This window comes from uncultured Caulobacter sp. (genome assembly GCF_937900395.1).
Lineage (GTDB): Bacteria > Pseudomonadota > Alphaproteobacteria > Caulobacterales > Caulobacteraceae > Caulobacter.
This window is the reverse complement of the sequence record NZ_CALCDX010000192.1, coordinates 1-14529: the sequence shown is the minus strand read 5'-3', so window position 1 is coordinate 14529 and position 14529 is coordinate 1. Positions and strand designations below refer to the sequence as shown.

The following is a 14529-nucleotide window of genomic DNA, read 5'->3' as shown; positions in this document are numbered from 1 at the left end:
GTGCCCGCAGGTCGAAAAGTCCGAGTCCTGATCGTCGATGACTCCGCCACCGTGCGGCAGACGCTGACGGCCGTTCTGGAGGCCGATCCAGACATCGAGGTGATCGGCGTCGCTTCGGATCCCTTCGTGGCCGCCCGCCGGATCCGCGATGAGATTCCGGACGTCATCACCCTCGACGTCGAGATGCCGCGCATGGACGGCATCACCTTCCTGCGCAAGCTGATGGCCCAGCATCCCGTGCCGGTGGTCATGTGCTCGTCCCTGGTCGAGGAGGGCGGCGAGACGCTGATGCAGGCGTTGGAGGCCGGCGCGGTGGATATCGTGCTGAAGCCCAAGGTCGGGGTCGCCGAGCACCTGATGGAGTCGCGCATCCGGATCTGCGACGCGGTCAAGGCCGCGGCCAGCGCCAAGGTGTCGGGCGCGCGACGGCCGCCGATCTCGGTCGATCGTCCGCTCTATGAACCCGAGCGCAAGCTGACCGCCGACGCCATGCTGCCGCCGCCGCCCAAGGCCTCGCCCGGAAGCAAGGCGATGGCCCGGACCACGGAGACCATCATCTGCATGGGCGCCTCCACCGGCGGCACCGAGGCGCTGCGGGCGGTGCTGGAGGCCCTGCCGCCGGACTCGCCCGGCATCGTCATCGTCCAGCACATGCCCGAGCGCTTCACCGCCTCGTTCGCCCAGCGTCTGGACGGGATCTGCGCCGTCTCGGTCAAGGAGGCCGAGGACGGCGACACCGTGCTGCGCGGCCGGGTGCTGATCGCGCCCGGCAACAAGCACACCCTGCTCGAGCGCAGCGGCGCGCGTTACTTCGTCTCGGTCAAGGACGGTCCGCTGGTCACGCGGCATCGCCCCTCGGTCGATGTCCTGTTCCGCTCGGCCGCCCGTTCGGCCGGCTCAAACGCGGTCGGGGTGATCATGACCGGCATGGGCGATGACGGCGCGCGCGGCCTCGAGGAGATGAAGCAGGCCGGCGCCTTCACGATCGCCCAGGACGAGGCGACCTCGGTGGTCTTTGGCATGCCCAAGGAGGCGATCGCGCGCGGCTGCGTCGACCGGGTGGTCCCGTTGCAGCAGATCGCCGCCGAAGTTCTGAAAGCCTCCAAGCGCTAAGCCCGCCCATTGGCGGGCGCCTCGTGCGCTGAGCCTCCGAGACCTAGAAGAAGACGTCGTCGTCGCTTTGCGCCGCGGGGGGCTGGGCGTGCGGATTCAGCTCGGGAACCTCGCCGACCTGATCGGCGAATGGCGCGTGAACCTCGCGCTCCTGGGCCATGGTGTAGGTGCGCGACAGACTGGCCATCAGCGGCGCGAGGATCGCGGCCAGGTCGTCGACGCGGTCGTCGTCGCCGAGGTCCCGGGCCAGAAGCTCGAACGCCTCATCAAGATAGCCGCCGACCTGGCGGTCGAAATCGAAGCGCGCGGCGGCCTGCTTCAGCATGGCCACGACCTGGCCGCCCTGATCGGCCGCCTGGGCGAGATCGCCCTCCACTTCGTCGCCGGTCTTGCGGATGCGCTCGACCGCCTGGCGCAGAGCCTCGGCCGCGGCCGACGCCGCGCTGACCTGCGGCGCCAAGTCTTCGGCTTCGGAGATCTCTTCTTCCGTCGTTGACCCGAACAGCGACTCCAGCGCCGCCAGCGTGTGGCCGGCCGAGGCCTCGAGATGGGTGGCGTGCTGGCGAAGCTCGATGGCGATGACGCCCAGGGGCTTTCCGGTTTCGCCGATGCGCGAGCACTTCAGCGTCGTGTTCATCGCCATCATCTGCACGTCGGCGCGCATGTTCTGGATGGCGGCGACCTGGGCCGCGAGGTCCCGCGCCGAACGGCTGGCCGAGCGGCTGACGGCTTCGGCGGAACGTTCGCCCGCCTCGATGTCGTCGACCAGGGCGAAAGCCTTGCCGACATTGGCTTCCAGGTCGCGCAGGAAGTTGCCTTCCCCGCCCTGGCCCTCGGCATGGTCGCGCAGGCGCAGGATTTCGCTGGCGTCGGCGGCCATGGCTCCGACATTTAGGCCGATGCGTGAGACGTCGCGGCGGAAGTCGCCCGTGGTGGCGTCCAGTTGCGCGATCAGCAGCCGCCGCAGGAAGGTCTCGAGCCGCGCGCGCGCCTCGGCGGGCAGGGCGCGGACTTCCGACGCGTCCAGCAGGGAAAGCCCGAACTGAACGTGCTCGATCCGTTGACGGGTGATGTCGCCGATCTGCAGCGCCGCGAGCGCCGAGGCGACCTTCTTGCGCACCTCGCGCGCCAGACCGGAGACTTGCTGGCTGATCTCGCCGATCCGCGCCTGGTGGGCGGTGATCGCCGCGACCTGGGCGACCAGGGAGTCCGGCACGGCGGGCAGGAGCTCGTCGCATCGTCGGGCGAGATCGGCTTCCTGGCCGAGGGCCTGGCGCAGATCGCCGTCGAGCGCAGCGAGATCGGCGCGGAAGGTGTCGAGCTGGGTGCGGCCCAGCTCGATGCAGTCGCAGATCTCCTGGGCGAAGATCGCGAACTCCGGACCCGCGGCGGCGATGCCGCCCGAGGTGATCTTGATGTTGACGCCAAACACCCGAAGGTAGGCTAGGTGCTTGTGCATCTCCTCGATGCACTTGGTCAGGTCGGCGCCGACCTTGACGAGACCGCTCAGATTCTCGAGACGCCCTTCCAGGCTTTGCGGCAGCTGCCGCAGCGTGTCGGAGGCTTGGCCCAGTTCGCGCGCGGCCGTCGCGACGCTGTCGCCGTCCAGGCTTTCCTTCATGCGGTCGAGCGCGGTGATCAGGGCGCCCATGCCGTCGACGGCGCGCGACAGAACATCGCCGACCTCGAGGAAACGACCCTCGATCGCGCTGCGCGCCGCTTCGAGGCAGGCGCCCGTGCGGTCGGCGGAGGTGGTGGAAGACGCCTTGAGCGCCAGAGAAGAAGAGGCCATGAAATCGCCGCTGAGAATTACGCGCCATCGTGGCTCGAATGTGCGAATTTGCCGTAAAGGCGGGACACATTTCTCAAAGACCGGCGATCGGCGACGCGCCGAACCATTGTCGCGCGACGCGGCGCTCTGTAAGCAGGCGCCGAAAGCTGGCGACCGGCGGCCTCGGCCCTGATTTGGTCGCGATGATGTTGAATTCGGGCCCGTCTATGGTCGCCGAGGAAGGAACCGCATGCCGAGCCCAGTGATGGCGGCCCTCAAGGACGTTGCCGACGGCGTTCGTCTGGCGCCCCTGTGGTGGCGGCTTGGCCTGGACCAGACGGCGTCGCGCTTCCAGCGCTCGGTGCTCGGGCCGTTCTGGATGGCCTGCAACCTGCTGGTGATCGCCTTCGCCCTAGCCTTTGTGGTCAGCATGCTGATGGGCGTGGACATGTCCAAGAGCTACCCGCAGGTGGTGGCGGGGCTTCTGGCCTGGTCCCTGGTCGGGACGACGATCGCCGAGGCCCAGGCGATCTTCCTCTACAACGCCGGCCTGATGCAGAGCCAGCGCCTGCCGCTGAGCTTCTACGTCTTCCTGCACGCCCAGAAGTCCGCGACCAACTTCCTTTTCCAGCTGATCGCCTTCTGGGGCGTGATGCTGGTGCTGAACAAGTTCGTCGTTCCGCACTGGACGCTGATCCCAGCGGTGGCCCTCGTGCTGGTGATCGTCTGCTTGCAGGGCTTCATCATCGCCGTCCCGTCGACCCGTTTCCGGGATGTGGCCTATATGATGAGCTATGTCGTGCAGCTGCTGTTCTACGTCACGCCGGTGTTCTGGATGGCCGATCATGTCAGCGCGCAGCGCCGTTGGGTGGTCGAGCTGAACCCGTTCGCGCACCAGGTCGACCTGCTGCGCGCGCCGCTTTTGGGACAGGCCCCGGCCGCCGGCGACTGGATCTGGGTGCTGGGGACGACCGGCGTCCTGGCCGTCGTCGCGCTGACGCTGCTGGCCATGTTCCGCAAGCGCGTGGTCTTCTGGCTCTAGGAGACGGCGATGACCCACCAGATCAAGCTGACCCACGTCGATCTCGACTATTTCGTCTACAGCCTGCGCTCGCAGTCGCTGCGCAGCGCGGTGTTCAACCTCGCGGTCGGCGGCAAGATGTACAAGGCGGCCGGCGACGTGGCCGCGGTCAAGGCGCTGTCGGACATCAATCTCGAGATCAACGAGGGCGACCGCATCGCGCTCGTGGGTCACAACGGCTCGGGCAAGACCACCCTGCTGAAGGTGATCGCCGGCATCTATCATCCGACGCGGGGCGAGCTGCATATCGACGGCGACATCACCTCGATGATCGCCATCAACGCCGGCATCGACATGGAGGCGACGGGCCTTCGCAACATCCACAAGCTGGGCCTGATGCGGCGTCTGCCGCGCAAGGTGATCGACAGCCGCGTCGACGCGATCGCCGAGTTCTCGGGCCTGGGCGACTTCCTGCACCTGCCGGTGCGGACCTATTCGGCCGGCATGCTGGCGCGCCTGATGTTCTCGGTCGCCACCGAGTTCGAGGCCGACATCCTGGTGCTGGACGAATGGCTCAGCGCCGGCGACGCCGACTTCGTCAAGAAGGCCGGTCAACGCATGCAGAAGATGGTGGAGGAGGCCAAGATCGTCGTCCTCGCCACGCACGACCACGACCTGGTCAAACGCGTCTGCAACCGCGTTTGCGAACTTCAGGCCGGCCGTATCGCCTTCCTCGGGTCCACCGAGGACTGGCTGGCCTACCGGGAAACCCAAGCCGCATGACCGACGCCGTCCGTCCCCTCGCGCACGAGGACATCAAGGGCCTCGCGCTGGACGCCTGGATCGACCGTCTGAAAAGCTCGGTGTCCGAGCGCGTGCAGGACGGCTGCGTCTTCCCCGACTTCCCGTCGGCCGAGGTCCAGCGGCAGTTCGTCGGCTCGGCCTATGAGGACGCGCTGGACGAGGCCGGCAAGTTCTACGCCTTCGCCCAGGAGAGTATGGACGACAAGGCCTACAGGCGCTCGACCGGCAAGGGCTATCTCGACTTCGGCGCGGGCTGGGGGCGGATCGGGCGGTTCTTCCTGCGGGACTTCCAGGCGGAGAACATGGTGGGCGTCGATATCGACCCCGACATGGTCGCGTTCTGCAACGGCGCGGACCTGCCGGGACGCTTCGAGACGATCGCCAATGGCCAACCGTTGGCTTTCGAGGACGGCTCGTTCCGCCTGATCACCGCCTATTCGGTGTTCACCCACCTGCCGCCGCATCTGTTCCGCGCCTGGCTGGCCGAGCTGCTGCGCGTGCTCGCGCCGGGCGGCCTGCTGGTCTTCACCGTCGAGCCGCCGCGCTTCCTGGATTTCCTCGAAGCCACCGACGCCAGCTCGCCCAATGCCTGGCTGGCGGCCCTGGCCGTCTACAAGGATCTGCTGCCCGGCCTGCGCGAAGACCTGGCGCGCGAGGGGATCGCCTATCTGGCGTCGGGCGGCGGCGACTATCGCGGGCCCGACGTGTTCGGCGAGACCGTGGTGACGGCCAAGTTCGTCGCCAAGGAAGCCGCGCCGCACGGCGGCGAGGTCGTTCGCTATGTCGATGATCCCGCGCAGTTCTGGCAAGCGGCGGTGGTCATCCGCAAGCGCGCCGCCGAAGGGCGGCCTGGCTTCCTGGGGCGTCTGTTCGCCAGTCTGACGGGCAAGGCATGACGGCGCTTCCCTCCGGACTCAAGCCTGGCCGAGATGTCGCGATCGAAGGCGTCGACGTGCAAGGGCGCGTCGTGCTGGTCGGAACGGGCGATGATCCGCAGCTGATCTGGACACCGTCCAAGGCTGAGCGCGCGGCCCTGCGGGCGGCGCGGACGGTTCGCGTCGATGTGAAGCTGGAAGCGCTGGACGGCGAGCTGGTCGGTCCGGCCCTGTTCGCCGACTGGGGCGATGGCTTTTCCGAGGATTCCTATGCGCGGCTGAAGGCGGGTCCGGACGGCTGGTTCGCCTCGCTGCCGGCGCGCAGCCGGCAGTTGCTGCGCCTGCGCCTCGACCCTTCGGAGGGACCGTGCCGCTTCACCGTGCTCGACATCGCGGTCAAGCCGGCGGGGCATCTGGGCAAGGACCCGCGCGGATGGAAGGGCGTGGCGATCCAGGCGATCAAGCCGGCCCTCGGTCCGCTGCGTCAGCCCGTCGGCGCTGTCTGGCGCAAGGGCCGCGCGGTCGTCGAACAGGCCCGCGCCAGCCGCGCCAAGACCCATGACGCCGGACCCGTGCGCGCGACCTATACGCACGCCATCCAGGTCTCGAAGAACCTGCGCAGCCCTCATTTCGCGGCGCCGATCGCCGCGCCGATAACCCTGCCGGGCGACGCGCCGAAGGTCGTGGCGTTCTACCTGCCGCAGTTTCATCCGTTCCCGGAGAATGACGCCTGGTGGGGCAAGGGCTTCACCGAGTGGACCAACGTCTCCAAGGCTCAGCCGCAGTTCCTAGGCCACTACCAGCCGCGCCTGCCGGGCGATCTCGGCTTCTACGACCTGCGCCAGCGCGAGGTGCTGGCCCAGCAGGTCGACCTGGCCAAGGGGGCCGGGGTCCACGCCTTCTGTTTCCACTACTACTGGTTCGCCGGCAAACGCCTGCTGGAAAAGCCGATCGAGCTCTATCTGGCCGATCCGACGCTGGACCTGCCGTTCGCGCTGTGCTGGGCCAACGAGAACTGGACGCGCCGCTGGGACGGCGACGAGACCGACGTCCTGATGGGCCAGAAGCACTCGCCCGAGGACGACGAGGCCGTGTTCGAGGACATGGTCCGCTACATCCGCGACCCGCGCTATCTGCGGGTGGACGGCAAGCCGGTTCTGGTGCTCTACCGCCCCGAGATCCTGCCCGACGCCAAGGCCACGACCGACCGCTGGCGGGCCAAGGCGCGCGCCATGGGCCTCGGCGAGCTGCGCCTGCTGTGCACCACGGCGTTCGGCTTCCAGGACTATGCCGGCCATGGCTTCGACGGGATCATCGACTTCCCGCCGCACGCCATCGTCGAGGGCGAGATCACCAAGGCGGTGACGCCGCTGCACGAGAACTTCACCGGCAAGGTCTACGACTATCCGGCGGTTGTCCGGCACAAGCTGTCGGAGCTCTCCCGCGTCGACGCGGCCTACGTGCCGGGCGTCATGCCGGGCTGGGACAACCAGGCGCGCAAGCCCTGGGCCGGCCACGCCTTCCACAACGCCGATCCCGAAAGCTACCTGACTTGGCTCTCGGGCGCGCTGACCCACGCCGTCGCGCGGCATCCGAAGGGCGAGGCGATGGTGTTCGTCAACGCCTGGAACGAGTGGGGGGAGGGCGCCTATCTCGAGCCCGACCGCTGGTTCGGCCACGGCTATCTGCACGCCACCCGCGCCGCGCTCAGCGCCTATCAGCCGCGCCTGACCGACGCCCATCCGCTGGTGGCGCAGGCCCAGGCGGCCTTCGCCAAGCGCGCCGAGGCGGTGACCTTGCTGCACCTCTTCTATCCGGAGCTGATCGACTGGTTCGCCGAGCGCCTGTCCGCGACGGCCGATGTCCTCGACCTGATGATCACCGTGCCGGAGACGTGGGATGAGGCCGACCTCGCCCGCGCCCGCGCGGCCTTCCCGACCGCGTATCTGGCGATCGCCGAGAACCGCGGCCGCGACATCCGTCCGTTCGTCGAGACCCTGCGCCGCGCGCGGGCCCTGGGCTATTCGGTGTTCTGCAAGCTGCACTCCAAGCGCTCGCCGCACCGCGCCAAGGGCGACGAATGGCGCGCCGAGCTGGTCGACGGCCTGCTGGGCGGCGAGGCCGCGACGCTGGCCCTGCGCGCCTTCGCCCAGGACCCGAAGCTGGGCCTGCTGGCGTCATCCGGATCGCGCATGCGGATCGGCGATCCCGACGTCATGGACAACAATCGCGAGGCCGTCGACCGGCTGTCGCGGCGCATGGGCCTGAAGCTGGCGCCCGAGACGCCGTTCGCGGCCGGCTCGATGTTCTGGGGGCGGACGGAGGCCTTCGCGCCGCTCGCCAGCCTCACCGACGCCGAAATCGCCTTCGAGCCGGAGCTGGGCCGTGTCGACGGCACGACCGCCCACGCGATTGAGCGCCTGACCGCCGCCATCGTCGCCCGGGCGGGCTATCGCGCGAGCTTTGAGCTGTGAGGCGGCTCGCCGGCCTGGCGCGGCGAGCGGGGCGGCGGCTTCTGACCGCGGCGACCCGTCGGCCGGCCAAGCGCGGCCCCAAGCCGGTCGCCCTGACGATGGTCGCCGAGACCGAGGCCCTGGCCCCAGACGTCTTTCGCGTGGCCAATGTCTGGCACGCGCCCGCGTTCGGCGCGGTGCTAGACGACCGGGGGCGGGTGTTCAGCAGCTCCGTCCGCGAGGCCTTGGCCCTGACGCCGACGCTCGCCGCCCTGCCGGGCGCGCGCCGGCAAGGCGAGACGACCCTGTTCACGCCGCCCACGGACGCCCCGGTCTTCGAGCGCGCGACGGTGTTCGTGGACTGGGCCGCGCTCCACAATTACAGCCACTTCCTGATCGAGGCGCTGCCGGCCCTGCGCGCGGTTCTCGACGCCGACGGCCTCGAACGCTTTCCGGCTGTCGCGCCGCCGCTGCTCCCGTGGCAACGCGTCCTGCTGCGCCTGATGCTGGGCGACCAGGCGGCCATGCCGATCGAGATCGACGCGCCGGTCGCGCGGCTGGGCGAGGCGCTGTTGGCGGCGCCGGCGGAGCGCTTCATCGACGCGCCGGGGCCGTCTCTGCGGACGGTGCGCGACAGCCTCTTGGCGAACGCCGCCCTGAAGGAGAGCCCGGACACGCCGCGCCGCCTCTATGTCAGCCGTCTTGGCGCGACCCGGCGGACCTTGCTCAACGAGGCGGACCTCGAGGCGGCGATGGCCGCCCGCGGCTACGCCATCGTGCGGCCGGACGGCCTGTCGGTGCGTGATCAGATCGCCCTGTTTCACGGGGCGGAGATCATCGTCGCCCAAAGCGGCGCCGCCCTCGCCAATGTCCTGTTCTGCCGGACCGGCGCGCGCATCGTCGAGATCCAGTCCAACGGACGAGAGCCGGTCTGGGCGCGGGATGTCGCCCGAGTGATCGGCGCCGACTGGCGCGCCTTCGTGGAGGCCTCGCCGCCGACCGAGATCGAGATGCTGCTGGCGGGCGACCTTCGTCCAGACGCCGCGTTCAGTTGGCGCCTGGACCTGGAAGCCTTCCTGGCCTTCCTCGACAGGGCTTCGTAGGCGTTCGATGGCCGTTTCGATCGATCTTTCCCAAGCCGAACGGGTCTCGCTCGCCGAGGCCATGGGCGGCGCGCACCGGGCGGCGAGGGTGAAACTCATGTCGTCCAGCGGCCCAATTCCGCCGCGGCCGATGCTGTGGCCTTGCGCGGGCGATATGCTGAACGCCCTCCACGACCTCACGCCCGTCGTCGCGCCGGATATCGATCTCATGGTCGTGCATCGCGCCGTGGTCGGAGGCTGGGGCGCGCACCTCAAGCTGGACGACGTGCTCGTCTACGCCGAGGGACCGTACCCCTTCTACATCAAGCACTGGTACGACCACGACATAACCCCGGAGACCTGGGGCTTCGACGCGCCGGTCCGTCTGAGCCTGCCCAAGGCGTTCGTGATCACGCACTTCAACTACGTCTGGGGTCATTGGCTGACCGAGATGTATCCCAAGCTCTTCCTGATCCGGGCCCTGATCGAGGCGGGCGTCGCCGCGCCGCTGCTGCTGCCGGCCTCCGCGCCGGGCTACATGACAGCGATCGCCCGGTCACTCATCCCGGATCTCGAGATCGTCACCTACAACTCCGCGCACGAGGCCGTGGAGGTGGGAACGGTCCTGCTGCCGCACATGCTGCACAAGGACTACTATTTCCACGACTTCTTGCGCTGGGAGCTGGAGCGGGAGGCGCTGAAGCACCCGCGGGGCGGCGGCTTCGACAAGGTGTTCGTCAGCCGGGGCGGGGTGCGCACGCCCCAGTCCTTCCGCGAGATGGAGAACGAGGCCGAGATCGAGGCGATCGCCGAAGAGCTCGGCCTGACCCTGCTGCGACCGGAGACCCTGGGCTGGGACGAGCAGGCGCGAGTCTTTTCCCGCGCGCGCGTCGTGGCGGGCGAGTTCGGTTCGGGCTTGCACAACACCCTGTTGTCGCCACCCGGATGCCAGGTGGTGTCCTTGAACTGGCTGGTGGAGGTCCAGTCACGGATCGCCAACTTCCGGCGCCACGACGTCGGCTACATCCTGCCCGACGATGGTGAGGCGCGGCTCTATTCGATCGAACCCCGGAAACAGCCCTTCCGGATCGACCCGGAAGACTTCCGCCGCAAGCTGAGCATCGCCGTGGAGCGCGCTGAGGCTTGCGCGGAGATGGCCGGCTGGGACGACGGCCCGGTTTTGGCGACGGCGCTTCGCCTGTGAGGGCCGTCTTTCTCGCTCTGCTCCTGATGACGGCCGCGCCGGCCGCCGCCGCGCCCCGCGCGACCCTGATCAAGGCTTGCGAGACGCCCAAGGGCCTCGTCTTCGATGGCGGAGGCTACGGCGGAATTTCCGGGATCGACCACGATCCGCGCTCAGGCCTGTGGGCCTTCATCAGCGACGACAAGTCCGAGCGCGGCCCCTCCCACGCCTTCCTCGGACGGCTCGACCTGCGCCCTGGCGCGCCCTGCGGCCCGGCGCTGGAGGCCATGATCCCCCTACGTCGCGAGGACGGCTCGACCTTCCCCGACCGGAAGGCCGGGACCGAGGCCGCTGACGGCGAGGCGATCCGCTTCGACCCCAACGGCCAGGATCTTCTCTGGGCGACGGAAGGCGACTTCGAGCACGGCGATCCGCCGGCCGTTCGCCGCCTGAGCCGGGATGGCCGTTCCATCGCGCGCCACATCGCGCCTGAAAATCTTCGCTTCCAGCCCGACGGCCGGACCGGCGCGCGCAAGAACGCGACCTTCGAGGGCTTGTCATGGTCCGTTGACGGACGATCTCTGTGGGTGTCGATGGAGTGGCCGCTCGTCCAGGACGGTCCGATCCCCTCGGTCGCCGCCGGCGGCCTCACCCGCCTCAGCCGTCTTGATCGTTCGGGACGCGTGCTGGCCCAGTACGCCTATCCCATAGACCCCGTTCAGGCCGCTTCGCCGGTGGGCGTCGGCGACAACGGCGTCAGCGAGATCCTCGCGCTGGACGCCGGGCGGCTGCTGGTGCTGGAACGCTCGGGGATCAAGGGCGCGGACGGCCGGTATAGCTACCATGTGCGTCTCTACTTGGCCGATCTGTCGCGCGCCGAGGATGTCTCCCGCCGTCCCAGCCTGGCCGACGGCCCGGTCCGCGTCGCCGAGAAGCGGCTGCTGGTCAATTTCGACCGCCTGGGAGTTCGGATCGACAATCTGGAGGCCATGGCGTGGGGGCCTCGCCAGAAGGACGGCGCGCGCACCCTGGTGCTGGCCTCGGACGACAACTACGACGCCCACCAGATCAACCAGATCCTGGTCCTTCGCGTCGCGCCGTAGGTCGAAGACGCTTCGCGCCCCGCCGGGGGTTCGCACGCCCGTCAACTTACGCTATGCACCCTGACCCGCGCGCGCCGCGGCCCGGTAGCTCAGCAGGATAGAGCAGCGCTTTCCTAAAGCGAAGGTCGGGGGTTCGAGTCCCTCCCGGGCCGCCAGGGCGGGATTGAGGCGATGGAGCGTGGTCACTTTGCAGGACGCTATGCGCATCGCTGGCGAATTGGGGCTATCGTGTTCTTGGCGACACCGGCAGCTTGGTGCTGGTGAGGATGACTGGGGTGTTGGCGACCAGGGTTCTCGACGAAGAACCCAGAGCGATATCGTACCCGCCGGCCGCGATCGACCAGCCGTGCGCCTTTTCGTCCCAGGACGCTAGGAGTCGGGGATCGACGGTCAGCGTCACCCGCTGGGTCGCGCCCGGCGCCAACGAAACCTTCTTGAAGCCCGCCAGCCGCTTGGGCGCTTCCCAGCCGCCAGCCTTCGGCGACACATAGACTTGCGGCACGTCCTTGCCGGGGCGGGCGCCGACGTTCTTGACGTCGAAGCTGACGGTCACCTTGTCGCCGGCGGCGGCGGCCGTCAGGTTCGAATAGGCGAACTTGCTGTAGGACAGGCCGTGGCCGAACGGGAACAGCGGCTCGATCTTCTTGAGGTCGTACCACTTGTAGCCGACGGCGGCGCCCTCGATGTCGTAGTTCACGTCGAACATCTCGTCGGGCTTGTTGGGATCGCCATCCAGCTTCGGGCGAGGCAGGTCGGCCACGCTCTTGGGGAAGGTGACGGGCAGGCGGCCCGAGGCGTCGACCTCGCCGGTCAGCACGCGGGCGATCGCTTCGCCGCCGGCCGTGCCCGGGTACCAGGCCTCGATCACGGCGCCGACCTTGTCGAGCCAGGGCATGACCACCGGACCGCCGGTCAGAAGCACGACGACCGTCTTCCTGTTGGCCGCGGCGACCGCGTCGATCGTGGCGTCCTGGTTCTTGGGCAGGTTCAGCGTCTCGGCGTCGACCGACTCGGTGGTCCACTGGTCGGCGAAGACCAGGGCCAACTCGCTCTCGGCCGCCAGCTTGGCGGCGCGGGCCGGATCGGTCCCGTCGTCATAGACGATCCTTGCGTCCGGATAGCGGGCCTGCAGCGCCTTCAGCGGCGACGACGGGTAGTAGATCACCGGGCCCGGCCAGGCAGCCGGCTCCAGGCCTTTCACCGCGCGGCCGCCGGCCGGATAGACCTGGGACGAGCCGCCGCCAGACAGCACGCCGACGTCGGCGTGAGCGCCGATCACAGCGATGGTCTTGGCGGTCTTGGCCAGGGGCAACAGGTCGCCGTCGTTCTTCAGCAGGACGATGGCTTCCTCGGCGTCGGCCTGGGTGACCTTGGCGTGCGCGGCCAGGGTCGCGGCGGGCAGGTCGTGCGAGGTCGGCGTGGGGACCGGGTGATCGACCGCGCCGCTGGCGAACAGGGCGCGCAGCACCCGACGGGCCATGTCGTCGATGCGCGCTTGGCTGACGCGGCCGGCGGTCAGGTCGGCTTTCAGCGGCGCGGCGAAGAAGGGCTGCTTGTCGAAGGCGTCGCCCGCAGACTCCTGGTCGAGGCCCGCGTTCGCCGCCTTGGCCGACGAGTGATCGGCGCCCCAGTCGGACATGACGTAGCCCTTGTACCCCCAGTCCTTCTTCAGGACGGTGTTCAGCAGCCAGTCGTTCTCGCAGGCGTAGGTCCCGTTGACCCGGTTGTAGGCGCACATGACCGAATGCGGGTCCGACTGCTCGATGGCGAACTGGAAGGCCAGCAGGTCGGACGTCCGCGCGGCCGTCTCGCTGATGTTGGAGCTGACCACGAAGCGGCCGGTCTCCTGGGCGTTCAGGGCGTAGTGCTTGATCGTCGAGATGATCTTGTTCGACTGGATCCCGCGGATCTGGGCGGCGACCATCACGCCGGCCAGCCAGGGGTCCTCGCCGCCGTACTCAAAGTTCCGGCCGTTGCGCGGCTCGCGCACCAGGTTCACGCCGCCGGCCAGCTGCACGTTGAAGCCGGAGTCGCGGGCTTCCTTGCCGATCATGGCGCCGCCCTTCTCGGCCAGTTCGGGGTTCCAGGTGGCCGCGGTGGCGATGCCCGCGGGGAGGGCGGTGCGCGCGCGCAGGTCCTGGCGCGCGCCCTGGGTGGCGACGCCGACGCCGGCGTCGGTCTGCCATTGGCCCGGGATGCCCAGGCGCGGCACGCCCGCCACGTAGCCGGCCGAGGCGTCCAGCGAGTCGGGATGGCGCGTGTACTTCGGCTTCATGTCGGCGCCGAAGTAGCCGAAGATCACCGTGAACTTTTCGTCGTCGGTCATCGCGGCCACGGCGAGGTCGGCGCGCTTGTCGGCGTCCAGCTTGGCGTCGAGCCAGGGGCGGGCGGAGGGCGCGGCGGCCGGGGCTTGGGCCAGGGCGGCGGTGGCGGTCAGGGCCGACGCCGAGGCGCCGATCAGCAAGGCCAGCGTCAGGCCGCGCAGGGTCGTCCGGGTCATGTTTCCTCCGTCTTGTTCGCGTTGTTGGCCCACGCGGCTTTCGTGGCCGCGTCGGGCGTCAGGGCTTTCGGCCGGGCGGCGAGCCGCCGCCCACGGGGCCGGTGGATTCGCGCACCACCAGGGAATGGCGCGCCAGGAAGGGGGCGTTGGTTTTGCCGGCCCCTTCGTTGGCGTTCCACGCCGCGAAGGTCTGCAACGCGCGCAGGGCCATCTGTTCGAAGGGTTGGCGAATGGTGGTCAGGCTGGGCCAGATCACGCTGGCGATCGGCTGGTCGTCAAAGCCCACCACCGAAAGGTCGTCGGGAATCCGCAAGCCCCGGCGTTGAGCCTCCATGCAGGTGGCCGCGGCCATCTCGTCGTTGGCCGCGAAGATCGCGGTCGGCGGATCGGCGATGTCGAGCAGGGTCTTGGCCGCGTCGAGGCCGGTCTTGAAGGTGAACTGACCTTCGACGACCAGCTCGGGCCCCGGACGGGGCAGGCCTCTCGCGGCGTAGGCCTCGTAAAAGCCGTTGCGTCGGTGCGTGCTGGCCGCGTGGTCGGGATGGCCGGCGATGTGGCCGATCCGCGTGTGGCCCAGCGAGAAGAGGTGCTCGACCACCTCCCGCGCGGCGGCGCGGTCGTCCA

11 protein-coding genes and 1 tRNA gene are annotated in these 14529 nt (G+C 69.1%); 9 read left to right on the top strand and 3 right to left on the bottom strand.

The features are described from left to right. Window positions 1-1113, top strand: a complete 1113-nt coding sequence (locus Q0379_RS16565; protein ID WP_299013893.1) for a chemotaxis response regulator protein-glutamate methylesterase — start codon at window positions 1-3, stop codon at window positions 1111-1113. Between the two features lie 43 nt (window positions 1114-1156). On the opposite strand, the gene Q0379_RS16560 is transcribed toward Q0379_RS16565, so the two are convergent. Then, window positions 1157-2905: a hypothetical protein gene (locus Q0379_RS16560; RefSeq protein WP_299013890.1), complete on the bottom strand. Its 1749-nt coding sequence runs from the start codon at window positions 2903-2905 to the stop codon at window positions 1157-1159. A 229-nt stretch (window positions 2906-3134) separates the two neighbouring features. Here Q0379_RS16560 and Q0379_RS16555 point away from each other — a divergent pair, with 229 nt between their 5' ends. The 8 genes from Q0379_RS16555 (at window position 3135) to Q0379_RS16520 (ending at window position 11560) form a co-directional block, all read left to right on the top strand. Next, window positions 3135-3926 carry an ABC transporter permease gene (locus Q0379_RS16555; protein ID WP_299013888.1) on the top strand — a complete coding sequence of 264 codons (792 nt, stop codon included), beginning with the start codon at window positions 3135-3137 and terminating at the stop codon, window positions 3924-3926. Between the two features lie 9 nt (window positions 3927-3935). Beyond that, window positions 3936-4688 (top strand): ABC transporter ATP-binding protein, encoded by a 753-nt coding sequence (locus tag Q0379_RS16550; RefSeq protein WP_066684948.1) that lies wholly within the window; start codon window positions 3936-3938, stop codon window positions 4686-4688. Next, window positions 4685-5605: a class I SAM-dependent methyltransferase gene (locus tag Q0379_RS16545; RefSeq protein WP_299013877.1), complete on the top strand. Its 921-nt coding sequence runs from the start codon at window positions 4685-4687 to the stop codon at window positions 5603-5605. Before Q0379_RS16550 ends, Q0379_RS16545 begins: the two co-directional genes overlap by 4 nt. Continuing rightward, window positions 5602-8058, top strand: coding sequence for a glycoside hydrolase family 99-like domain-containing protein (locus Q0379_RS16540; protein WP_299013874.1), 2457 nt, complete (start codon window positions 5602-5604; stop codon window positions 8056-8058). Before Q0379_RS16545 ends, Q0379_RS16540 begins: the two co-directional genes overlap by 4 nt. Beyond that, window positions 8055-9140: a glycosyltransferase 61 family protein gene (locus Q0379_RS16535; RefSeq protein ID WP_299013871.1), complete on the top strand. Its 1086-nt coding sequence runs from the start codon at window positions 8055-8057 to the stop codon at window positions 9138-9140. Before Q0379_RS16540 ends, Q0379_RS16535 begins: the two co-directional genes overlap by 4 nt. A gap of 7 nt (window positions 9141-9147) precedes the next feature. Next, a complete protein-coding gene (locus tag Q0379_RS16530) occupies window positions 9148-10323 on the top strand; it encodes a glycosyltransferase 61 family protein (RefSeq protein WP_299013868.1) in 1176 nt (391 codons plus the stop codon). Further along, on the top strand, window positions 10320-11405 hold the full coding sequence (locus tag Q0379_RS16525; RefSeq protein ID WP_299013866.1) for an esterase-like activity of phytase family protein: 1086 nt from the start codon (window positions 10320-10322) through the stop codon (window positions 11403-11405). Before Q0379_RS16530 ends, Q0379_RS16525 begins: the two co-directional genes overlap by 4 nt. Before the next feature lie 78 nt (window positions 11406-11483). After that, a tRNA-Arg gene (locus tag Q0379_RS16520) sits at window positions 11484-11560 on the top strand. 68 nt (window positions 11561-11628) lie between these two features. Here Q0379_RS16520 and Q0379_RS16515 read toward each other — a convergent pair. Continuing rightward, window positions 11629-13905: a beta-glucosidase gene (locus tag Q0379_RS16515; protein WP_299013864.1), complete on the bottom strand. Its 2277-nt coding sequence runs from the start codon at window positions 13903-13905 to the stop codon at window positions 11629-11631. Window positions 13906-13963: 58 nt separating this feature from the next. Beyond that, on the bottom strand, window positions 13964-14529 hold a 566-nt coding region (locus tag Q0379_RS16510; protein ID WP_299013862.1), incomplete at its 5' end, for a substrate-binding domain-containing protein.